Here is a 22,856-nt window from a genome sequence, read left to right on the forward strand (position 1 = left end):
GGCCGCCGCGACGACTACTGAGCAACGGGTGGACGTCGGAGTTGTCGTGCACGATGGGGCACATGAGCACCCCGACAACCGATCTGCGCGACGATGCCGAACGACTGCTCCGAGAGTTGGCCGGGCCGGCCGCAACACTCCGCGACGACCAATGGACGGCGATCGAAGCGCTCGTGGTGCATCGTCGTCGTGCCCTGGTGGTGCAGCGCACGGGCTGGGGTAAATCCGCGGTGTACTTCATCTCCGCCAAACTTCTCCGTGCTCACGGGCACGGGCCCACCGTGATCGTGTCCCCCCTCCTCGCGTTGATGCGCAACCAGGTGGAGGCCGCCGAACGCGCAGGCGTTCACGCCGCGACGATCAACTCCGGGAATGTGACCGAGTGGGACGGCATCCATCAGCGCATCGCCGACGGACAGATCGATGTTCTGCTCGTCAGCCCCGAGCGGCTCAACAACCCGGACTTCCGCGATCAGGTTCTGCCGTCGCTGGCACGCGACGCCGGTCTAGTGGTGGTCGACGAGGCGCACTGCGTATCCGACTGGGGTCATGATTTCCGGCCCGACTACCGGCGCATCCGCACGCTCGTCGCCGAACTCGGTGAGGGCATCCCCGTGTTGGCGACCACGGCGACCGCGAACGACCGCGTGGTCGCCGACGTCGCGGCCCAACTCGGCGTCGGCGCGGGAACCGACGACACACTGGTCCTGCGAGGCGGGCTCGACCGTCCGTCGCTGCACCTGTCGGTGGTGCAGATCGACGAGCCTGCACGACGTGCCGCATGGCTTGCGCAGCATCTGCACGAACTTCCCGGCTCGGGAATCGTCTACGCACTGACGGTGTCCGCGGCACGCGACCTGGCGTCGCTGCTGGCCGACCATGGTCACGCGGTGGCCGCGTACACCGGGCAGACCGATACCGCCGAGCGTGAACAACTCGAGGCCGATCTCCTCGCGAACCGTGTCAAGGCACTGGTGGCGACCTCTGCGCTCGGGATGGGCTTCGACAAGCCGGACCTCGGGTTCGTGGTGCACCTCGGGGCCCCGTCGTCGCCGATCTCGTATTACCAGCAGGTCGGGCGCGCGGGTCGATCCACCGACCGCGCCGAGGTGATCCTCCTGCCCGGCAGTGAAGACCGGCAGATCTGGAAGTGGTTCGCGTCGGTCGCGTTCCCGGAGGAGTCGCTGGTTCGCCGCGTGATCGGCGCGCTGGATCATGAACGTCCGTTGTCCACGCAGGCCCTCGAGCCCCGTGTCGACCTCAACAGGTCCAGACTCGAGATGGTGCTCAAGGTCCTCGATGTCGACGGGGCGGTGCGCCGCGTCAAGGGCGGCTGGATCGCGACCGGGCAGCCGTGGGAGTACGACGCCGAGCGCTATGCCCGCCTCGAAGTGGCGCGCACGACCGAGCAGGAGGCGATGCTCGAGTACGAGCGGACCGCGGGTTGCCGCATGGTCTTCCTACGGCGCCAGTTGGACGATCCCGAATCCAGTCCGGACATGCCCGGGTGCGGTCGGTGCGACAACTGCACCGGAGTCCGCTGGGATGCCGGTGTCGACGACGAGGAGGTGCAGCGCACCCGCACCCGACTCGAGCGTCCGGGTGTCGATCTGCCGCCCCGCAAGCAATGGCCCACCGGAATGGCGACTCTTGGCGTGAAGTTGTCCGGGAAGATCACCGACGGGCCGGAGCCCGGCCGTGTGCTCGGTCGGTTGTCCGATCTCGGGTGGGGCCCGCGGCTGCGCTCGCTGCTGGACGGTCCCGATGCCGAGGCACCCGAGTCCGTCGTGAAGGCCGCAGTGGCGGTGCTGGCGGCGTGGGACTGGGCCGAACGCCCGAGCGCGGTGATGGCGCTCGACTCACCCGACCATCCGATACTGGTGGAATCGCTCGCCGAGCAACTCGCTCGACTCGGTCGCCTGCAGAACCTGGGTGTCCTGCGGCGGCGCCCCGGTGCGCCGGCGGTGATCGCTGCGAATTCTGCGTACCGGATCGCCGCGTTGGTCGACGCGTGGGAGCCGGTGGATCTCGACGGGCATCACGGACCGGTACTCCTCGTCGACGCCGTCACCGACACCGGGTGGACCTTGACGATGGCGGCACGACATCTCACCGCGGCGGGAGCCGAGGGGGTGCTCCCCTTCGCGCTGGCGAGCCCGAAGTAATCGCTCGAGGAGCGCCGGTCGATACACAATTGTGACCGGCCTCACAATCGGCGCCTCACCTGCACAGAGCCCGGGTTATTCACCGCCGATTCGGACCAATGGGGTGATTTCGATCCGGACTCTTGTTAAGTTCGAACTACTTATGAAGCCCGTTATGGAGAGTAGTACCCCAACGACTGAACCGGCTGAATTGAGTTTTCGGAGTCTGCAGATCTCCGACGGAAAGCGTTTGTGGCAGATTGCCCGCGATTCCGAGGTGCTCGACGTCAATTCCGGTTATGCGTATGTGCTGTGGTGTCGCGACTTCGCCGACACGTCGGTGGTCGCAACCGACGAGACCGATCGTCCGGTCGGATTCATCACCGGCTACCGCAGGCAGGATTCCCCCCAGACGCTGTTCGTGTGGCAGGTTGCTGTCGACGCAGATCAGCGTGGTCGCGGAGTCGCCGGGCGCATGCTCGACTCCCTTCTCGATCGACTCCGCCCGTCCGGTGTGACCCGGTTGGAAACCACCGTGAGCCCCGACAACGCGGCCTCGATCGCCATGTTCACCGCCCTGGCACGACGCCGTGGCACTCATATCACGCGAACCGATTTGTTCGCTCCCGATGATTTTCCCGATTCACACCTGGCGGAAGATCTTTACACGATCGGCGACTGATCAGGCATTACGGATAATTCCCGAGCCACGTTCGTCATCGAAATTCATCACAGGAGGACCAGAGAAAATGACCATCCTGGAAGACAAGCCCGGCACCCACGCTGGTAACGATATCTTCGAGAGCCTCGAATCCGAGGTCCGCAGTTACAGCCGTGGGTGGCCCGCAGTATTCGACACGGCGTCCGGCTCCTGGTTGCGGAGCGAAGACGGCAAGGACTACCTGGACTTCTTCGCCGGTGCCGGGGCCCTGAACTACGGCCACAACAATCCGATCCTGAAGTCCGCCCTGGTGGACTACATCATGAAGGACGGGATCACTCACGGCCTCGACATGATGACCACCGCCAAGCGCGATCTGCTCGAGACGTTCGAGCGTGTGATCCTGAAGCCGCGTGGACTCGACTACAAGGTCCAGTTCCCCGGCCCGACCGGCACCAACACCGTCGAAGCCGCTCTCAAGCTGGCCCGTAAGGTCACCGGTCGCGAATCGATCATCAACTTCACCAACGCGTTCCACGGCATGACGCTCGGCGCGCTGTCGGTCACCGGCAACTCGATGAAGCGCGCCGGTGCCGGTGTGCCGCTCGTACACGCCACTCCGATGCCGTTCGACAACTACTTCAACGGTGTCACCGAGGACTTCCAGTGGTTCTCCCGCGTGCTCGACGACTCCGGCAGTGGCCTCAACCGGCCCGCCGCGGTGATCGTCGAGACCGTCCAGGGTGAAGGTGGCGTCAATGTCGCGCGCGCCGAATGGCTTCGCGCCCTGGCAGATCTGTGCTCCGAACGTGAGATTCTGCTCATCGTCGACGACGTCCAGATGGGCTGCGGCCGTACGGGTGCGTTCTTCTCCTTCGAGGAGGCCGGCATCACCCCCGACATCGTGACGCTGTCGAAGTCGATCGGTGGCTACGGCATGCCGATGGCCCTCACACTCTTCAAGCGCGAGCTCGACGTCTGGGGCCCCGGCGAACACAACGGCACCTTCCGTGGCAACAGCCCGTCGTTCATCACCGCGACTGCAGCACTGAACCACTACTGGACCAACGACGAACTCGAGCGCGGCACGCTGCGCAAGGGTGAGCGTATCCATCAGACCTTCATGAACCTGTCCGACATGTTCGAGGGTGTTTCCACCCGCGGACGCGGCCTGGTACAGGGTCTGGTCTTCGACGAGCCGTCCGATGCCCAGAAGGTGTGCAGTATCGCTTTCGAGCAGGGGCTGCTGGCGGAGACGTCGGGACCGTCCGACCAGGTCGTCAAGCTGCTGCCGCCGCTGACCATCTCCGACGACGAACTCGAGTTCGGTCTGAACATCCTCGCCGAGGCCACCGCCAAGGTCCGTTCCTGACCGTTCGTCCCTCAGTTCACCAGTAGAAAGAGCATTGCTTCACATGATCGTGCGCACCACCGAGGAAATCACCGGGACCGAGCGTGACATCACATCCGAAGACGGACAGTGGCGCAGCAAGCGCATCGTCCTCGCCGGAGACAAGGTCGGATTCTCGTTCCACGAGACCACCATCGAGGCCGGAACGATCAACGAGTTCCACTACGCCAACCACATCGAGGCGGTCTGGCTGGTGGAGGGCACCGGCAAGCTGCGCGACCTCGACAACGATGTGGTGTACGACATCGGCCCCGGATCGATGTACCTGCTCAACGGACACGAGCGGCACCGCGTCGAGCCGGAGACGCGCATGCGGATGCTCTGCGTGTTCAACCCGCCGGTCACCGGCCGAGAGGTACACGACGAGAACGGGGTCTACCCGCTCATCGTCGAAGAAACTGCCTGATCGTCCCCATAATCGGGGTCACACAGCGTGACCGATGCGGGGCGGACGCATAGAGTCGAGGCCATGGCCTCCTCTCAGCGTTCGCCCCGCATTGCTGTAGGTCCGCGACCAGACGAGATGTTCGTCCGCGCAGTGACCAGCGGAGGCGGGATCGCGGTGCCCTTCGAGGAGAGTCCCGACGGCCTGATCTGGACCGGCACGCGGGATCTGTTTCCCGCAGTCCTTCCCGAATCGGTGCGCTGGGTTCAGCTTCCCGCCGCAGGCGTCGAGAACTGGCTCACCGAGGGCGTCATCAAGCAGCACCCGCAGGTGCTGTGGACCTCCGCAGCCGGGGCGTACTCCGCAACGGTCGCCGAGCATGCCCTGATGTTGCTGCTCGCCGGTGTCCGAGCGCTACCCCACCATCTCGTGGCGACGTCGTGGGCACCCGAGGCGTTCTACCCACGTCTGGGCACACTGCGCGGAGCAACGATCGGCATCATCGGCGCGGGCGGAATCGGACGGGCACTCATCCCGATGCTCGCGTCGCTCGGTGCGCACACTCTGGCCGTCAATCGGAGCGGACGTCCCGTCCCCGGTGCAGTCGAAACCTTCCCCGTGGAGCGAATCGACGAAATCTGGCCGCTTGCAGACCATTTCGTAGTCTCCGCGGCGGCCACACCGGACACCGAGCAACTGATCGGCGCGGAGGAACTGGCCGCGATGAAGCCGACCGCGTGGCTGGTGAACATCGCACGTGGCAGCCTCATCGACACCGATGCGCTGGTCGGTGCTCTGACGGCGGGCACGATCGCCGGTGCCGGACTCGACGTCACCGACCCAGAACCGCTGCCCGCCGGGCACCCCTTGTGGTCGCTGCCCAATGCGATGATCACGCCGCACGATTCGAACCCGCCTGCCCTGCGGGTACCCGCCTACGCGGAACGGGTGGTCGAGAACGTCACGCGGTTCGCGTCTGGCGTCGAACCCGTCGCGGTGATCGATGTGAGCTCCGGCTACTGAGATCCGTCCCCCTCCGGCGAGTTTCGCTCGTCCCGATCGGCCCAGTCCAGCAGCCGGTCGAGCGAGAACGCATCGTCGTCGATTCCGGCATACAGGTCACCGAGTTTCGCGAATCGGTCGGGGACGGTCTCGATGGTGAAATCGCGAGGTTCGAGGTCGTCGATCTCGTTCCACCGCACCGGTGCCGATACAGTTCCCTCCGGAACACCGCGCACCGAGTACGCGCTCGCGATCGTGTGGTCGCGGGCGTTCTGGTTGTAGTCGACGAACACGGCGGCGGGATCCCTGTCCTTACGCCACCACGCGGTGGTGACGTCCCGCGGCGCGCGGCGCTCGACTTCACGTGCGAAAGCCAGTGCAGCCCTGCGGACATCGTCGAATCCCCATTCCGGCTCGATTCGGACGTAGACGTGCAGCCCGTGCCCACCCGAGGTCTTCGGCCACCCCACCGCACCCAGCTCGTCGAGCACCTCGTGCACCACCGACGCGACACGGCGCACTTTCCCGAAGTCGCATTCGGGCATCGGGTCGAGATCGATCCGCCACTCGTCGGGCTTCTCCACGTCGGCGCGGCGCGAGTTCCACGGATGGAACTCCACCGTCGACATCTGCACCGCCCACACGACATCCGCGAGATGTGTGACGCACAGTTCGTCGGCGTCGCGGTTGTATCGAGGGAAGTGAACACGGACGGTCTGCACCCAGTCCGGTGCGCCGCGCGGGAGCCGCTTCTGATGCACCTTGTCTCCCGCGAGGCCATCGGGAAACCGGTGCAGCATGCACGGACGATCCCGTAGCGCGCGGACGATGCCGTCTCCGACGGCCATGTAATACCGTGCGAGGTCGAGCTTGGTGACGCCGAGCGCCGGGAAGTAGATGCGCTCGGGATGCGAGATCCGCACCGTCCGGCCGTCGACGTCCAGCTCGACAGCCGTCGACGAACCCTTTGCTGCTCCCATTCCCCGGCTCCTGTCGTCGATCCGCCTTGCAGACCATGGTCGCCCGTGGCCGCGGTCCGCACACGGCATTCGCCGACATCGAGAAAGCGCCCGGAGCTACCGCAGGACGACGGCGACGTAGGGTTCTGTTCATGTTCGTCAAGATCTGTGGTCTCCGGGAGCCCGAGCATGTTGCGGCAGCCGTCTCGGCAGGCGCCGACGCCATCGGGTTCGTCCTGACTGCCAGCCCCCGGCAGGTCACCCCGGACCGCGCGGCCGAGCTGGCCGCCGAAATACCCGAGAACGTACTCACCGTCGGTGTGTTCGCCGGACAAACGGTCGCGGAGGTGCGTGCGCTCGCCGACGCGTCCGGGGTCCGAGCGATCCAACTGCACGGAAACTACCCGGCCGAGTCCTTCGCGGCGCTCGCAGAGCACTCCGCGCGGCTGATCCGCGCGGTAGGAGCCGACACCGCCCAGCCTCTGACTGCCGGTGCGTTCGGCGAGGACCTGCTGCTCGTGGACGCACCGAAGCCCGGCAGTGGCGAATCCTGGGATCCCGCGGTTCTGCCGTCACTGCCGACCGGGCAGTGGCTGCTGGCCGGAGGTCTGTACCCCGACACCGTCACTGCCGCCATCGCCGCAGTCCGCCCGTGGGGTGTCGACGTCTCGAGCGGTGTCGAAGTATCGCGCGGCGTGAAGGACTCCGAAGCAATCCGCCGGTTCATCGCTGCTGCCAAGGGAGCGGGCGCACACTGACACTGTCGGCGTTCGCCGATATGGAACACCGCCCGGCGATACCGTCGAACGGTGAAATTGAGTCGAGTGGTCGAGACATCTGCCACGGTCGCCGCGACGCGGTCGAGGAAGGTCAAGACTGCTGCCCTGCGTGCCCTGCTGGAACAGGCGACCCCAGAAGAGATCGAGCCTGTGGTGTCATGGCTGTCCGGTGTGCTGCCGCAGGGACGCATCGGCATCGGGTTCCGCACACTCACGGCGTTGCAGGCAACACCCGCCGACGATCCGACTCTGACGGTGACCGAGGTCGACACACTCGTCGACCGCATCGCGGTCCTGTCCGGTCCCGGATCGACCGGACTGAGAAAAGAACTGCTGACGGACCTGTTCACCCGCGCTGCTGCAGACGAACAGGCATTCCTGGTGCAGTTGCTCGGCGGGGAGCTCCGCCAGGGCGCACTCGAAGGCGTCATGGCCGACGCCGTCGCCGCCACCGCGGAGCTGCCGACCGCCGCCGTGCGACGCGCGGTGATGCTCTCGGGGCAACTCCCCCGCGCGGCGGCCGCTGCGCTTGCCGGTGGGCTCGACGCCCTGTCCGCATTCCGACTCGAGCTCGGGCGCCCGATCCGGCCGATGCTCGCGGTGCCCGCCGAGTCCGTCGAGTCGGCGCTCGACGAGTTCGCCGGTCAATGCAGCGTCGAGTACAAGCTCGACGGCGCACGCATTCAGGTGCACCGCGACGGCGACTCGGTATGGGTGTTCACGCGGACTCTGCGCGAGATCACCTCGTCGGTACCCGAACTCGTCGAGCTCGTTGCCGCGCTGCCGTGCCGCAGTGTGGTGTTGGACGGAGAGACGCTCGCTCTCACCGATTCCGGGCGACCACGGCCGTTCCAGGAGACCATGAGCCGCTTCGGGGCGAGCACGGCACGCGAACTCCTCCTCCACCCGTACTTCTTCGACTGCCTCCATCTCGACGGCATCGATCTGCTCGATCTTCCACTGTCCGAACGCCTTACCTCGCTCGATCGTGTCGCTGGTGCGCATCGGATACCAGCGGTGACCACGCCGGACCGGGCTGCGGCGCACGCTCACCTCGACGCCGCGCTCGAACACGGTCACGAGGGAATCATGGTCAAGTCCCTGTCGTCGCCGTATCTGGCCGGTCGCCGGGGCCACGCGTGGCAGAAGATCAAACCCGAGCACACGCTCGACCTCATCGTCCTCGGCGCCGAATGGGGCTACGGGCGCCGCACCGGGTTCCTGTCCAACCTGCACCTCGGCGCCCGCGACCCCGACGGCGGTCCCCCGATCATGGTCGGCAAGACCTTCAAAGGGCTGACCGACGAACTGCTGCGATGGCAGACCACCCGGTTTCCGGACTTCGAATCCCACCGTGACGACCACACCGTGTACCTGCGACCGGAGTTGGTCGTGGAGATCGAACTCGACGGTGTGCAGACCAGCACCCGCTATCCGGGTGGTGTCGCGCTGCGCTTCGCGCGGGTTCTGCGCTATCGCCCCGACAAGTCTCCTGTCGACGCCGACAGCATCGACGCCGTCCGGGCCCTGCTTCCCGCCCGAGGAACGGACACGACAGCGCAGGAATAGCATGGAGGCCGCGAAGGAGGGCCTGTGTTCGGTATCCAGATGACGACGGTGACGGACCCGTCCGAGAAGTTGCGTGCGCTCGTGGACGGTCGGCGCGTCGCGGTCCTCACCGGAGCCGGGGTGTCGACAGATTCCGGGATCCCCGATTACCGAGGGCCCGATTCACCGCCACGCAACCCCATGACGTTCCAGCAGTTCGTCGGCGACCCGGTGTTCCGCCAGCGCTACTGGGCGCGCAACCACGTCGGCTGGCGCCACATGGATGCAGCGCGACCGAATGCCGGTCACCGCGCGGTCGCGGCGCTCGAACGGAGCGGAACCGTCGTCGGCGTCATCACCCAGAACGTCGACCTGCTGCACACGAAGGCGGGAAGCCGTCGAGTGATCGACCTCCACGGCTCGTACGCCCAGGTCCGGTGCCTTGCATGCGAGAAGCGCCTCTCACGGTTCACGCTGCACGAACGGTTGTCGGCAGCGAACCCGGGCTTCGAGGAGCGCACCCATGGCGTCACCGGTCTCGAGGTCGCGCCCGATGCCGACGCCGTCGTCGCCGACACCAGTGATTTCGTCGTCGTCGACTGCGACCGGTGTGGCGGCATGCTCAAACCCGACATCGTGTACTTCGGTGAGATCGTGCCGCGTTCCCGCGTCGACGCCGCCTTCGAACTCGTCGACGACGCGGATGTGCTTCTCGTCGCGGGAAGTTCACTCACCGTGCAATCCGGGCTCCGCTTCGTCCGTCGCGCGGTAGCACGGGGCGTCCCGGTCGCGATCGTGAATCGTGGCCCGACCCGCGGAGACCCCCACGCGACGATGAAACTCGACATAGGCACCAGCGAGGCGCTCGGGTACCTGGCCAAGATCTAGGAATGGCGTGTGCCCGGCCGGATCACCGACCGGGCACACGTCGGGATCTGTCACACGCGGGATATCAGCTTCGTCCGGTCCGTCGTCGGCGGAACAGAGGGCCACAATGCCTTGCGGTCGAGCAGCCGCATGATTGCGGGAACGAGCAGTGGCCGAACGACGAATGTATCGAGGAGTATTCCGATGGCCATCGCCAGTCCGAACTGGAACAGTTCGCGGATCGGTTGAGTGGTCAGCACAGCGAAAGTCGCTGCCAGGATGACGCCCGCGGACGAGATCACGCCGCCCGTGCGGGTGAGCGCCACCCGCAATGCCATCCGCGGTTCATGCGTCGCGAGTTCCTGCCGGTACCGACTCATCAGGAAGATGGTGTAGTCGACCCCCAACGCGACAAGAAACACGAATACGTAGACGGCGACTCGGTTTCCGATACCGGCGTCTCCGAGGATTGTGACCGTGACAAAGGTAGTGATTCCCAGTGTCGCGGTGAACGACAGCAGCAGGGTGCCGATCAGGTACACGGGTGCAAGTACAGACCGCAACAGCAGCGCCAGTACAGCGCCGACGATCATGAGAACCCATGCGACGATAACCCAGTTGTCTCGGTCGAGCGCCGCACGGATATCGGCGGTGTGCGCACTCTCACCGCCGACGAGAACCTGCGCATTCTCGATCCCCGCAGAGTCTGCCGAGACCTGGGCTGCAGATATCAGCACACCCACGCGGTCCAATGCTGCGGGACCGTAGGGGTTGTCGATGAAGGTGACGTCGAACGCCGCGGTCGTCCCGTCCCTGCTGACGGCCGGTTCCGCACCGACCGCAGCGACCCCCTCCACGTCGGACAGGTCACGGGTGATCCGGTTCCAGTCGGGCGAGGATGGCCCGTCGGGCGCGGTGACATAGACGGTCGACGGCGCGATCTCACCGGGTCCGAAGGCTTCGGCGATCATGTTCTGTCCAGTCTCCGACTGGGTGCCGATCCGGAATCCGCTGATGAAGTCGAAGCTCTCGCGATAGCCGGCCAGTCCCGTGGACATCACCAGCAGACCGAGTAGCGTCGATATCAGTACCGCCTTCGGTGAGCGGTCGACCAGGTTCGCGACCCGTTCCCACATCGTGCTGCCGATTCGCCCCGACGCTACTCGGATTGTGGACGGCCAGAACAGTTTGCCCCCGAACAGCAACATGAGCGCCGGGGTGAATGTGAACGCCACCAGCCCCATCGAGGCGACGCCCAGCGCGAGATACGGGCCGAATCCTCGCAGCGCTGGGGAGACCGCCGTCAGTAGAGCCAGCATGGCCAGCACGATCGTCGACACACTCGACAGGATCGATTCAGCGACGCCCCGCACGGCATGCATCATGGCAGCCGAGCGATCCGGCTCCTCGGCGAGTGCCTCCCGGTAGCGGGCAGTGACGATCAGCGCGTAGTCGGTGCCGACGCCGAAGAGCAGCACGGTCATGATCGATCCGGTCTGCGAACTGATGTCGAACCAGCCAGCGTCGGCCATCATGGCACCCAGCGTCTGCGCGAGCCGCATCGCAACACCGACACCAACCAATGCCACCACCACGAGGATCGGCGACCGGTAGATGACCATCAGGATGATCGCGACCAACAGGATCGTTCCGATGAGCAGGACCTTGTCGCCACTACTGAACACCTTCACAGTGTCGGTGGCGATCCCGGCGGGTCCGGTGACAGCGGCATCGGCAGGTCCCGCGGCCTCCGCAACCACCTCACGAATCATATCGACCGTGTCCTGGAACGACGCGTCCGTCGGGTTGCCCGTCAGCGAGACGACAACCGTCTCGCTGCTGCCGTTTGCGGTGCGCAGACTGTCGATGTCGGCGGCAGTGATGATCGCGTTGATCGAGGGATCGCCGGCCTGCGCATCGTCGAGGGCGACGACGATCCGTTCGACTGCTGCTGACGTCACGGAAGGGTCGGAGCCCTGGACGACGACGATCGCGGGTGTCCCCTCGCTTCGGGGGAACTCGCGTGCTGCCAGTTCCGCGGCCTCCACCGATTGCGACGAGGCGGGCGGATCGTTTGCCCCCGCATTGTTTTCGACCTCATCGACAGTGGGTGCGATGCTTGCCAGCGCACCCACCAGGATGATCCACAGCCCGACGACGATGCCGGCACGACGTCGGGACCCGAAGAGGAGGCTCGAGAAGCGCGCTACCGTGCCGTTTCCGATCGATGCGTTCATCGCGCCGACGCCGGATAGTCGGACAGGAGATCGGAGGGGCGGTCCGCTCCTGGCGCGAAACGTCCGGTGCGGTCGGCCCATACCTCGAATGCGATTGTGGCGAACGGAGGTAGCGACGAGACCAACGCCAGCAGCAGGGTCCGCGTCCGCCAGCCGAGCCTGACGTACATCGCGATTGCCAGCACCACGAACACCACGAACACCGCTCCGTGCAGAGGGCCGAAGACACGGACTCCGGCTTCGGTGCTCTGCACGACCCACTTGAAGTACATGCCGATCAGCAAACCGAGCCAGGTCACTGCTTCCAGCATCGCGACCATGCGGAAGGCTCGCACCAGCGGGCGAGCGTTCGAGCCCTCCGGTCGCGGCTGTGTGACAGTCATGCAATACCTTTCATATCATTTGGCGCACTGTTTTTTTCAGAATTTCTGGTGGAATGTGGGCCGCCTGCCACCGCGGTGCGCAGAGCCAGAAAGAAGACGATGAAGGCGACGGTCAGCAGCACATGGCCGATACCCGCAATTCCCGAGATCGCAGCGGACGCATCGTTGTCGAACACCTGCATCGTGCCGTGCACGAGTTGGGCAAGCACGGTCAGGATCAGGCCCGCATGGAAGGTGATCACGAACCATCGGTAGAGGGGACCGGCCGAGAGCGTGAACAAATGCTCGAATATGGCGACGATCAGAAGGAACAGCACACCGAGAACGAGGAGGTGCGTGTGCACGATGGAAAGCTGGGTCGGGCCGTCGAAGTCCTGCGCCTTGGTCAGCTCCCTGTAGTACAGGCCCGACATCAGACCCGCGACGGCGTACCCGAACGCGGCGTTGACAAGTATCTTCACGCCTTCCATCCGACCCGAATCCCGACTCCAGCACATCTGCAGATCGGTGTGATCGGTCTACGACTTTCGATGGAGACTCAGCGGGAAACTGTGCGATCGAATATGCCGTACTGCCTCCACCGCGTGGCGCGGTCAGGCGGTTCCGATGATGCCTCGCACTCGTGCCTGTGCAACGGCCGCGGTGCGCGATCGCACGCCCAGCTTTCCGAACGTGTTCGTCAGATGTGTCTTCACGGTGCCTTCGCTGAGGAACAGTCGACGAGCGATTTCCCTGTTCGAGTGTCCCGCTGCGACCGCTTCCAGCACTTCCACCTCACGCGGGGTGAGAGTTGCCGGTGGAACACGCATCTGCGCCATCAGTTTCGAAGCCACCGCAGGTGACAGTGCACTCGCACCCCCGGCCGCCGCGACGATCGCGGCGAAGAGTTCTGCCGGCGCGGTGTCCTTGAGCAGGTAGCCGCTGGCACCGGCTTCGATCGCATGAAGAATCTCGGCGTCGGTGTCGTAGTTCGTTACCACCAAGACCTGCGGAGCATTCGGCCGAGATCGGATTCGACCCGTGGCCTCCACACCACTGAACCCGCTCCCGAACCGCAGATCCATGAGTACGAGATCGATCGCCCTGTCGCGACACAGCGCAACAGCTTCTTCGCCCGAAGTGGCCTCCGCGACGATCACAACTTCGTCGGCATGCTGTTCGAGCAGAGCCCGTAGCCCCGCGCGCACGATCGCATGGTCGTCCGCGAGCATCAGTCGAATCATCGCGGCTGTTCCTTCGGGTCGAGCGGAAACGTCACCGACACCACAGTACGACCCGGTTCGGATTCGATGGACCAGCGGCCGTTGAGTTGCTCGACGCGGGTCCGCATTGCGTTGAGCCCGAAGCTGTCGGCAGCGGGGTCATCGAGGACTGCGACGTCGAATCCCTGGCCGTCATCGACCACGTCGAGGCGTACTTCGCCCGCGCTGTATGCGAGTGTGACGACGGCGTTGCGAGCATGAGCATGACGAACGACGTTCGACACCGCCCCCTGCACCAGGCGCACCATCGCCGATTCCACCGGCATCGGCAAAGACCTCGCCTGTCCCTCCAGGACGAGACGAACGTCGCAACGGCCAGATCCCGCTCGTGCACACACCCTCTCCAGAGCATCGACGAGTGAGCGTCCGACCAGGTCGGCAGGTGAGAGCGCCGCGATGAGCCGCCTCGTTTCCGCCAGGCCTGCCGAGGCGGTTTGTCGCGCCATCACGATTTTGTCTTTTGCACCGGGGGGCAAGTCTTCAGCCTCGGCTGCGTGCAGCAGCATCTGGACACTGCTCAGCCCCTGTGCCACAGTGTCGTGGATCTCCCCGGCCAACCGCTCTCGTTCGGCGAGTTCTCCCGCGGAACGCTCGGACTCGGCCAGCTCCGCACGAGTTCGGTGCAGGTCCTCGATCAGTTGCTGGCGCCGCTCGGTTTCACTGAAGAGGATCCGGAAACCGAGTCCGGCAACAACACCGACGACGGCGCCGAACAACGACCCCACCAGCGCTCCGCCCAAGTGACCACGAACGTATACGCCGATCAGCACGTTGCCGACGGTAATGACGACGACCGCTACCGCAGCCGGCATCAAGCTGAACTCGGTCATGAGAAGCAGGATGAGTCCGAAGGACACGTACGCGGCGTCAGCGCCGAGAAGCGCCATCGCCACCCAGATCGCGCACAACGATCCCAGCCAAAGTCCTCGTGCGAACGGCGCGCGGAGAGAGCAGACGCCCACGAGATGCACGACGATGAACACCGCCGTCAGGGCACCGATCCATCCTGCATCGGGTTCGGACAGAAGTACCGCGCGCAACAATACGATCAACGCCAAGACTGCTACGAGAACATGCAGACCAAGGCGGAGGCGCGCGACACTCGCCAACGAGAACTCATCAACAACCACAACACAAAGTAACCGCAACCCGGGCCGACCACATTCATACCCGCGTCGACCGTGTCACCCGATACGCACCAGATCGTCGGCGTGCACGACAGGGCGCTGCAGGTCCTGAGGCAACTGCCGCGTGGAGAAGCCGATCATGAAGTCGAGCTCGCTCGGCTCGTAGGCCACGACACCACGCGCGACAGTGCGGTCGTCCGGATCGACGAGCGCGACAACGTCGCCGGCATGGAAGCTGCCGCTCATCCCGGTCACGCCGGCCGCGAGCAGCGACCTGCGGCGTTCGACGACAGCACGCACCGCACCCGCATCGAGATGCAGGGTGCCGACGGTGTCGGCCGCGTGCCGAACCCAGAAGTGGCGGGCCGACATTCGCTCGGGACGTGCAGCGAACGCGGTGCCCACATCGGCAGCGGTCAATGCCCGTGCGGCATCCGACGCGGCAGCCAACAGCACCGGCACCCCCGAGTCGGCGGCGAGCCGCGCCGCAGAAAGCTTGGTTGCCATCCCGCCGGTACCGAGCGCACCGCCGGACCCCGCCACGACGCCGTCGAGATCTTCGGGGCTGGTGACCTCGGGGATCAGTGTTGCTCCGCCCTTTCGGGGATCGCCGTCGTACAGCCCGTCGACGTCCGAGAGCAGGACCAGTGCGTCCGCGCTCGTCAGGTGCGACACGAGCGCAGCGAGGCGGTCGTTGTCGCCGAAACGCAGCTCGACGGTCGCTACTGTGTCGTTCTCGTTCACGATGGGCACCGCGCCCAGCGACCGCAGTCGGTCGAGGGTGCGCTGCGCGTTGCGATGCTGAGTGCGTCGGGCGATGTCGTCGGCGGTGAGGAGCACCTGACCGACAGTGCGGTCGTACCGGGCGAACGAGGTCCCCCAGGCGTGCGCGAGGGCAAGCTGCCCCACGCTCGCTGCGGCCTGCTTGGTCGCGAGGTCGCGGGGTCGTGCGGTCAGGCCGAGAGGTGCCAGTCCGGCACCCACCGCCCCGGACGACACAACAGTGACATTCGAACCGGCCCGCATGCGCCCTTCGATTGCGTCGACGAGCTGATCGAGACGTTCACGGTCGAGGCCACCGGCCAGGCTCGTGATCGCCGACGACCCGATCTTGACGACGATGCTGCGTGCGGAAGCGATGACCCCGCGGGTGTCGCTCACTGTTCTCCTCGGTTCAGAATTCGTCGTCGTCGGTGGCGAGACCGCGGCGGACCTTCTTCGCATGGCGGCGTTCGGACGCCCCCACACGATCGGTCTGGTCGAGGCGCGCATCGGTGCCTCGACCCGTGGGTACGACATCCACACCCGCGTGGGTCTGCGGTTCCCAGCCGAAGCTGACGTCACCGATGGTGACGGAACAACCTGGCTCGGCGCCCTGCTTGACGAGTTCGTTCTCCACTCCGAGCCGTGCAAGACGGTCGGCGAGGTAGCCGACGGCTTCGTCGTTGTCGAACGCGGTCTGGCGTACCCAGCGTTCCGGACGGGTGCCGCGCACGATGAAGCCGCCCGGCTCGTCCGGATCGGCGACGACGCTGAAGCCGGTCTCGTTGCGCGCGATGGGACGGATGATGGGACGCGCCGGAACAGCCGGCGGGTGTGCCTCGCGGTACTCATCGACCATCTTTGCCAACGCGAATGTCAAGGGGCGCAGCCCTTCTCGACTGACCGCAGAGATCGTGAACACCGGCCATCCACGAGACTCGAACTCAGGTGTGACGAACTCGGCGAGCTCGGCAGCCTCGGGAACATCGGCCTTGTTGAGGATGACGATGCGCGGGCGCTCGGAGAGCTCACCGAGGCTACTGTCGCCCGACAGTGCAGGCTGGTACGCAGCGAGTTCCGCTTCGAGGACGTCGACGTCGGAAATCGGGTCGCGCCCCGGTTCGAGGGTTGCGCAGTCCACGACGTGCGCGAGCACGGCACAGCGCTCGAGGTGGCGCAGGAAGTCGAGTCCGAGGCCGCGGCCTTCGCTGGCACCGGGGATGAGCCCGGGCACGTCGGCGACAGTGAACGTGGTATCGCCCGACTGCACCACGCCGAGGTTGGGCACCAGGGTGGTGAAGGGATAGTCGGCGATCTTCGGCTTCGCCGCGGACAGCACCGACACGAGCGACGATTTGCCCGCCGACGGGAACCCGACGAGGCCGACATCGGCGACCGATTTCAGTTCCAGGACGAGGTCGAGTTCCTCGCCTTCCTCACCGAGGAGGGCGAAACCCGGGGCTTTGCGAGCGCGCGACGCGAGCGCGGCGTTACCGAGCCCACCGCGTCCGCCCTGCGCTGCCACGTACCGGGTGCCGACACCGATCAGATCGACGAGTACGCGGCCGTCCTTGTCGAGGACCACTGTGCCATCAGGCACTTTGAGGACGAGATCGGATCCGTTGGCACCTTCACGGTTGCCGCCGGCCCCCTGCGCACCGCTCGATGCCTTCGCATGCTGATGAAAGTGGAAGTCGAGCAGCGTATGAACGCTCTCGTCGACTTCGAGAATGACGTCGCCGCCGTTACCGCCGTTACCGCCGTCGGGGCCACCGAGCGGCTTGAACTTCTCACGGTGGACGGAGGAGCAGCCGTTACCACCCTTGCCTGCGCTGACGTGCAGCACAACCCGGTCGATGAAACGGGACATGGGTGGACCTCTCTCCGAGCGAAACTACCGATGAAACACACAATAGGGGCGAGTCAGGGTGTGCGACCCTGGCCCGCCCCTATTGGGAGTATGTCGCGAGAATGCTCCCGCGGTGTCCTTATCGGACGGCTGACTCAGGCGTCTGCCGCGACCGGGACGATGTTGACGGTCTTGCGACCACGCTTGCTGCCGAAAGTGACTGCACCGGCCTCGAGAGCGAACAACGTGTCGTCGCCGCCGCGTCCCACATTCACACCGGGGTGGAAGTGGGTGCCGCGCTGACGAACGATGATCTCGCCGGCGCTGACGGACTGACCGCCGAAACGCTTGACGCCGAGTCGCTGTGCGTTCGAATCGCGACCGTTACGGGAGCTGGATGCGCCCTTCTTGTGTGCCATGACGAACCCTCCTGGGTTGTGAAGCCGAAGTTCGAGTTACTTGATACCGGTGACCTTGACGACCGTCAGGCGCTGACGGTGGCCCTGGCGCTTGTGGTAGCCGGTCTTGTTCTTGAACTTGTGGATGCGGATCTTCGGACCCTTGGTGTGCTCGACGATCTCGGCGGTGACCGAAACCTTGGCCAGAGCATCGTTGTCGGTGGTCAGCGCGGACCCGTCGACGACGAGGACCGGAGCAAGCGAGACAGCCGTGCCGGGCTCACCCTCGATCTTCTCGACCTTGACGAGATCGCCCTCAGCGACCTTGTACTGCTTACCGCCGGTCTTGACGATCGCGTACGTTGCCATCGGACGGCTACCCCTTGCTTCTTCGAACGTGCTCGCGTCACAGTGTTGCGACACGACTGGTCTGGTGTGGCTGCTGACTCGGGTCCCGCCGCTCTTCCTGAATCCAGGCGCAGCTGGGCAGTATCGCCGAGTAGCGACTGTGCAAGATTACGGGAAAGTGACTACCAGGGTCAAACCAGGTGTGGCCGAAGCCGGGTCGGCACTCGCCGACCCGGCTTCACCGGGTCACACCTGGGCGTCGACCGGCGGCCCTGCAGGCCGTCCGGCAGCGCGACGTCGGCGGGGACGTCGGACAATCTCTGCCGCAGCGGCGCCGTCGTCCGACGGCGCTGTCTGCTCCGGCGTAACGGGCTCCGGTGCAGCCTCAGGCGCGGGCTCGGACACCACGAACACCCGGGGCTCACCTGCGCTCACGTCCGCCGGTGCCGCTGTCGGCCTGGACACCCTGCGGGCACGCCGACGGCGCGGAGCCGGTTCGGTGTGCTCGGCCTCGGGCTTCGCAGGCTCGGGCTCCTCGACCGTCACGGGCTCGACCGTCACGGGCTCGGACCGCTCGCGCCGTTCCGGCTGGACCGGCTGGACCGGCTCCGCGGGAGTCTTCGACTCCTCTGTGAGATCGGCCACGGACTCGCTTGGCACCTCGGAGCGCCGCTCTTCCGGCTTCTCCGCAACCGCGACATTCGCGACTGCTCCGGTCGTCTCGGCGCCGTCGGCAAGGTCGTCGTGAGACTGGTGCGCAGCCATCGCCAGCGCCACCGGATGCGCCGCACGCTTGGCAGCTTCCTCCGGGTCGGACGCGGGCGCCGCAACCTCGGGTACGGATGCGGGCGTGGGTTCGGCCACGGGCTCCTGCTGGCCGCTCTTGTCGCGACCACGCTTGCGACGCGACCCTCCACCCTGCGACGAACGCCCGGAGTCCTCGGCCGGCTTCGACTCGATCGGCTCGGAATGCACGATGATGCCGCGTCCCTGGCAGTGCTCACATGTCGTGGAGAACGCCTCGACAAGGCCGGTCCCGAGACGCTTACGCGTCATCTGCACCAGGCCGAGCGACGTCACCTCGGAGACCTGATGCCGGGTGCGGTCCCGTCCGAGTGCTTCAGTGAGACGACGCAGCACGAGATCACGGTTGGACTCGAGCACCATGTCGATGAAGTCGACGACGATCATGCCGCCGATGTCGCGCAGGCGCATCTGCCGCACGACCTCCTCGGCAGCTTCGAGGTTGTTGCGGGTGACGGTCTCCTCGAGGTTTCCGCCCGCTCCGGTGAACTTGCCGGTGTTGACGTCCACCACCGTCATTGCCTCGGTGCGGTCGATGACGAGGGTGCCGCCGGAAGGCAGCCACACCTTGCGGTCCAGCGCCTTCGCGAGCTGCTCATCGATCCGGTGCGCACCGAAGACGTCGACCGACGACTCCGACTGATAGCGCTCCACCCGCGGCAGCAGGTCGGACGCCACCGTCCGGATGTAGCTCTCGACGGTGTTCCAGGACTTCTCACCTTCGATGACCAGCTTCGAGAAGTCCTCGTTGAACAGGTCGCGGACGACCTTCACGAGCAGGTCCGGCTCCTCGTACAGCGCCTTCGGCTGACCCGACCCGTCGGACTGCACCTTGTCTGCGTGCTCGCGAACGGCTTCCCACTGCGACTGCAGGCGCGCGACGTCACTTGCGAGTTCGTCCTCGCTGACGCCTTCCGCGGCGGTGCGGATGATCACGCCGGCATCGGCCGGGACGATCTCGCGGAGGATGTCCTTGAGACGCTTGCGTTCGGTGTCGGGCAACTTGCGGCTGATGCCTGTCGACGAGCCACCCGGCACGTACACCAGGAATCGTCCGGCAAGGCTGATCTGTGTGGTGAGCCGTGCGCCCTTGTGACCGACAGGGTCCTTGCTCACCTGCACGACCACCTGGTCGCCCGGCTTCAGGGCCTGTTCGATCTTGCGGGACTGGCCACCGAGGCCCGCCGCCTCCCAGTTCACTTCACCGGCGTAGAGCACGCCGTTGCGGCCGCGACCGATGTCGATGAACGCGGCTTCCATCGAGGGAAGCACGTTCTGAACCCGGCCGATGTAGATGTTGCCGACCATCGAGGCCGATCCGGCGCTGGTCACGAAGTGTTCGACGAGGATGTTGTCCTCGAGCACTGCAACCTGGGTCATACCCACGTGCGCTCCGTCGACCTTCTCCCGGACGACCATGACGCGCTCGACCGATTCGCGGCGGGCGAGGAACTCCGACTCGGTGAGGATCGGCGGACGCCTGCGGCCGGCCTCGCGACCGTCGCGACGACGCTGACGTTTGGCTTCGAGACGCGTCGACCCGCTGATTCCCTGGACTTCGTCCTTCACGGCCCGCGCCTTCGTGCGCGGCTCCCGCTCGTGGACGACGGTGTTGGGCGGATCGTCTTCCGACGTGGTTTCGGAGGTGTCGCCGGTCCCGCGCCGACGCCGACGGCGGCGACGACGACGCGACGCGCCGTCTCCCGAGGTGTCCTCCGACTCTTCGGACTCCTCCGACTCGCCGTCCTCGGAACCGGCGGCAGTGGTCTCCTCGGTCGTGGTCTCCGCAGCCGGAGCGGCCGTCTCCTCCGCGTCACCATCGGAGTCCCCGGGCGCCTGGTCGGACTCCTCCTGGTCGGACGACTCGGTGGCCTCCTCGTCCTGCTGCTCGTTCTCGGCATTGTCGCCGCGTCCACGGCCGCGGCCACGGCGACCCCGGCGACGACGACGCGGATGCTCGTCCTGATCGTCGCGATCCTCGGCCGGAGCGGTCGGCTCGGGGGTCGTGTCGGCCGTCGCCTCGGTGTCCGAGGGGGTGTCCGACGGGGCGTCTGCGGTGACCTCGATAGGCGCAGCGGTCGCATCAGCGGCCGGTGCGGCAGTACCACGACGAGCACGACGGCGACGTGGACGTGTTTCGCCTTCTTCCTCGGCCGAGGAAACCTCGGGCTGGAGGAACAGCGGTGCGGAAACCTGCTCGGTCGCCCGAGCGGGCGCGGGTTCGGGGATCTCGAACAGCGGTGTGTTCTGCTCGAGGGAAGTGAACAGCCCGGTCGGGCCGCCCACGGGAGCGACGGCAACGGGCTCGGTGGCCGCAGCGTCCTTCGTGTCGTCGAGCTCGAGGGCGACGCCCGTGAGGGCCCCTTCGACCGCCGGAGTCTCTTCGACTGCAGGTGCTTCTTCGACTGCAGGTACTTCTTCGACTGCAGGTACTTCTTCGGATGTAGGTGCTTCTTCGGATGCCGGGGCCTGTTCCACCGGACCGCTCAGCGCGGCGTGCAGTCCCTCCGCGGCTTCACGAGGAAGCGTCGCGTGGGCACTGCGCAGTTCTGTACCGAGTTCCGCGGCCTTCGCCATCACCTGTTTGCTGGTCAACCCGAGGAGCTTGGCAAGAGCGTGCACGCGAATCTTCGCGGGCAAGTTCAGGGCATTCGCCTCGGTCGAGCTGTTTTCCTGCGGCTCTTGATCGGCCACGTAAGTCTCCTAAGACCCCCGGGCGCGTCCATCACCGCGGAAGGCGATGTGAGCGGCCACACGGGGGCGCTGCTTGTGTACTCGCGCAGTCAGCGCGAGTTCTTCCGGTCTCGCATCACTCGGCCGTACGGTGCCCGTTTTCACTGCACGGCCTAGCGGTGCCTGGCTTGATCGCAGATCGAGCGCCGGTGCATCCAGCGTGCGGCCGAGCGAGGTATCTCCTGCGTTCCTCGGCAACAGCGATGTCGGGCATCGTTCCGTGATGTCTTCGGCCGTTCCGCGCGGGCTCGTGCGGTACAACCTTCCTCAGTATCCCACACAGGCATGCGCAGATACGCCAACGGCGCCCCGAAGGGCGCCGTCGAGCACGTTCAGAAGGGTCGGAGGTCTACGCGGACGCGAGTGCGGGAAACCACAGCGCGATCTCGCGCTCGGCCGATTCGACGGAATCGGATCCGTGAACGAGGTTCTCACCGGCTTCGAGTCCGAGGTCGCCGCGGATCGATCCCGGGACAGCTTTCTCGACGGGGTCGGTGCCGCCGGCAAGCTGCCGGAATGCGGCGATCGCGCGCGGCCCTTCGAGAACTGCGGCGACCAGGGGGCCGCCGGTGATGAAGTCGAGCAGGCCCGGATAGAAGGGCTTGCCTTCGTGCTCCGCGTAGTGCGCCGCCGCGATGTCCGCGGGGGCGGTGCGCAGTTCGAGTGCCACGATGTTCAGTCCCTTGCGCTCGATGCGCGACAGGATTTCTCCGACATGACGGCGTGCGACGCCGTCGGGCTTGATGAGTACCAGGGTCCGCTCAGTCACGGAGACAGCGTAGAGGTTCAGCCGCGCTGTCCGGGAAGCAGACCCCGTTGCTCACGGTCCTGGATGTCTTTACGCAGGTAGAGGATGTACGCCCAGACGACGCAGAACAGCACACCGATCGCACCGAACGCGAGGTCGACGAGGAACCCGAGCACGGCCAGGACCTGCAGGCCGATGTTGAAGGGAATCGCCCACGACCGTCCTTGGACGCCCGCACCGAGGATCATCAACACTGCGAGCCCCACCACATATCCGGTGGAGACGGCAGTGAGTCCGCCCCCGAGCGTCGCGATCACCGGGAGTACCAGCAGCACGACGATCGCTTCCAGCACGAGCGTGCCTGCCATCACACCGCGGAACCCTTTCCACGGGTCGGTCGTCGGCGGGAGGAACTCCGAACTCTCGGCACTGCGCTCCCCCACCGTGTT

General features: G+C 65.9%; 21 protein-coding genes. 8 read left to right on the top strand and 13 right to left on the bottom strand.

The genetic code is table 11. The features are described 5' to 3' along the window. The first annotated feature begins 62 nt into the window (after positions 1 to 62). The 5 genes from ACFWB0_RS08110 to ACFWB0_RS08130 all read left to right on the top strand — a co-directional run bounded on the left by ACFWB0_RS08110 (position 63) and on the right by ACFWB0_RS08130 (position 5,624). Complete coding sequence (locus ACFWB0_RS08110) at positions 63 to 2,165, top strand: RecQ family ATP-dependent DNA helicase (protein ID WP_378489921.1); 2,103 nt, start codon at positions 63 to 65, stop codon at positions 2,163 to 2,165. Positions 2,166 to 2,307: 142 nt separating this feature from the next. After that, complete coding sequence (gene ectA / locus ACFWB0_RS08115; protein ID WP_378489922.1) at positions 2,308 to 2,826, top strand: diaminobutyrate acetyltransferase; 519 nt, start codon at positions 2,308 to 2,310, stop codon at positions 2,824 to 2,826. A gap of 67 nt (positions 2,827 to 2,893) precedes the next feature. After that, positions 2,894 to 4,177 (top strand): diaminobutyrate--2-oxoglutarate transaminase, encoded by a 1,284-nt coding sequence (gene ectB, locus ACFWB0_RS08120; RefSeq protein WP_378489923.1) that lies wholly within the window; start codon positions 2,894 to 2,896, stop codon positions 4,175 to 4,177. A gap of 43 nt (positions 4,178 to 4,220) precedes the next feature. Next, positions 4,221 to 4,622, top strand: coding sequence for an ectoine synthase (locus tag ACFWB0_RS08125; protein ID WP_378489924.1), 402 nt, complete (start codon positions 4,221 to 4,223; stop codon positions 4,620 to 4,622). 63 nt (positions 4,623 to 4,685) lie between these two features. Next, complete coding sequence (locus ACFWB0_RS08130) at positions 4,686 to 5,624, top strand: D-isomer specific 2-hydroxyacid dehydrogenase family protein (RefSeq protein ID WP_378489925.1); 939 nt, start codon at positions 4,686 to 4,688, stop codon at positions 5,622 to 5,624. On the opposite strand, the gene ligD is transcribed toward ACFWB0_RS08130, so the two are convergent. Beyond that, positions 5,618 to 6,583 (bottom strand): non-homologous end-joining DNA ligase, encoded by a 966-nt coding sequence (ligD, locus tag ACFWB0_RS08135; protein WP_054807340.1) that lies wholly within the window; start codon positions 6,581 to 6,583, stop codon positions 5,618 to 5,620. The genes ACFWB0_RS08130 and ligD overlap by 7 nt on opposite strands. A gap of 131 nt (positions 6,584 to 6,714) precedes the next feature. Here ligD and ACFWB0_RS08140 point away from each other — a divergent pair, with 131 nt between their 5' ends. Genes ACFWB0_RS08140 through ACFWB0_RS08150 form a run of 3 tightly spaced genes read left to right on the top strand, consistent with a single transcriptional unit; the run spans position 6,715 to position 9,777 of the window. Beyond that, positions 6,715 to 7,320 carry a phosphoribosylanthranilate isomerase gene (locus ACFWB0_RS08140; protein WP_378489926.1) on the top strand — a complete coding sequence of 202 codons (606 nt, stop codon included), beginning with the start codon at positions 6,715 to 6,717 and terminating at the stop codon, positions 7,318 to 7,320. Between the two features lie 51 nt (positions 7,321 to 7,371). Next, a complete protein-coding gene (locus ACFWB0_RS08145; RefSeq protein ID WP_378489927.1) occupies positions 7,372 to 8,910 on the top strand; it encodes an ATP-dependent DNA ligase in 1,539 nt (512 codons plus the stop codon). A gap of 39 nt (positions 8,911 to 8,949) precedes the next feature. Then, positions 8,950 to 9,777: a Sir2 family NAD-dependent protein deacetylase gene (locus ACFWB0_RS08150; RefSeq protein WP_378489928.1), complete on the top strand. Its 828-nt coding sequence runs from the start codon at positions 8,950 to 8,952 to the stop codon at positions 9,775 to 9,777. A gap of 50 nt (positions 9,778 to 9,827) precedes the next feature. Here the strand turns inward: ACFWB0_RS08150 and ACFWB0_RS08155 are convergent, their stop codons facing one another. The 12 genes from ACFWB0_RS08155 to ACFWB0_RS08210 form a co-directional block, all read right to left on the bottom strand. Further along, entirely contained in the window at positions 9,828 to 11,993 is a 2,166-nt protein-coding gene (locus ACFWB0_RS08155; protein WP_378489929.1) for an MMPL family transporter, read from the bottom strand. Further along, a complete protein-coding gene (locus ACFWB0_RS08160) occupies positions 11,990 to 12,376 on the bottom strand; it encodes a DUF3817 domain-containing protein (protein ID WP_378489930.1) in 387 nt (128 codons plus the stop codon). Before ACFWB0_RS08160 ends, ACFWB0_RS08155 begins: the two co-directional genes overlap by 4 nt. Beyond that, the gene (locus ACFWB0_RS08165) at positions 12,373 to 12,846 is read right to left on the bottom strand and encodes a DUF2871 domain-containing protein (RefSeq protein ID WP_378489931.1); all 474 of its coding nucleotides are present in this window, start codon (positions 12,844 to 12,846) and stop codon (positions 12,373 to 12,375) included. The genes ACFWB0_RS08160 and ACFWB0_RS08165 overlap by 4 nt, the downstream gene beginning before the upstream one ends. 123 nt (positions 12,847 to 12,969) lie before the next feature. Further along, complete coding sequence (locus ACFWB0_RS08170) at positions 12,970 to 13,599, bottom strand: response regulator (protein ID WP_378489932.1); 630 nt, start codon at positions 13,597 to 13,599, stop codon at positions 12,970 to 12,972. Further along, positions 13,596 to 14,696: a sensor histidine kinase gene (locus ACFWB0_RS08175; protein WP_378489933.1), complete on the bottom strand. Its 1,101-nt coding sequence runs from the start codon at positions 14,694 to 14,696 to the stop codon at positions 13,596 to 13,598. Before ACFWB0_RS08175 ends, ACFWB0_RS08170 begins: the two co-directional genes overlap by 4 nt. Positions 14,697 to 14,822: 126 nt before the next feature. Beyond that, positions 14,823 to 15,926 carry a glutamate 5-kinase gene (gene proB / locus ACFWB0_RS08180; protein WP_378489934.1) on the bottom strand — a complete coding sequence of 368 codons (1,104 nt, stop codon included), beginning with the start codon at positions 15,924 to 15,926 and terminating at the stop codon, positions 14,823 to 14,825. Between the two features lie 13 nt (positions 15,927 to 15,939). After that, positions 15,940 to 17,397, bottom strand: a complete 1,458-nt coding sequence (gene obgE / locus ACFWB0_RS08185) for a GTPase ObgE (RefSeq protein ID WP_378489935.1) — start codon at positions 17,395 to 17,397, stop codon at positions 15,940 to 15,942. Positions 17,398 to 17,531: 134 nt separating this feature from the next. Then, positions 17,532 to 17,795 (bottom strand): 50S ribosomal protein L27, encoded by a 264-nt coding sequence (gene rpmA / locus ACFWB0_RS08190; RefSeq protein WP_378489936.1) that lies wholly within the window; start codon positions 17,793 to 17,795, stop codon positions 17,532 to 17,534. A gap of 36 nt (positions 17,796 to 17,831) precedes the next feature. Further along, complete coding sequence (rplU, locus tag ACFWB0_RS08195; RefSeq protein ID WP_378489937.1) at positions 17,832 to 18,143, bottom strand: 50S ribosomal protein L21; 312 nt, start codon at positions 18,141 to 18,143, stop codon at positions 17,832 to 17,834. Between the two features lie 225 nt (positions 18,144 to 18,368). Beyond that, entirely contained in the window at positions 18,369 to 21,620 is a 3,252-nt protein-coding gene (locus ACFWB0_RS08200) for a translation initiation factor IF-2 N-terminal domain-containing protein (RefSeq protein ID WP_378489938.1), read from the bottom strand. 388 nt (positions 21,621 to 22,008) lie between these two features. Next, the gene (gene ndk, locus ACFWB0_RS08205) at positions 22,009 to 22,428 is read right to left on the bottom strand and encodes a nucleoside-diphosphate kinase (protein ID WP_378489939.1); all 420 of its coding nucleotides are present in this window, start codon (positions 22,426 to 22,428) and stop codon (positions 22,009 to 22,011) included. 17 nt (positions 22,429 to 22,445) lie between these two features. Continuing rightward, on the bottom strand, positions 22,446 to 22,775 hold the full coding sequence (locus ACFWB0_RS08210; protein ID WP_378489993.1) for a DUF4233 domain-containing protein: 330 nt from the start codon (positions 22,773 to 22,775) through the stop codon (positions 22,446 to 22,448). Between the last annotated feature and the right edge of the window lie 81 nt (positions 22,776 to 22,856).

Source organism: Rhodococcus sp. NPDC060086, from assembly GCF_042730275.1.
In the GTDB taxonomy this organism is placed as follows: domain Bacteria; phylum Actinomycetota; class Actinomycetes; order Mycobacteriales; family Mycobacteriaceae; genus Rhodococcus.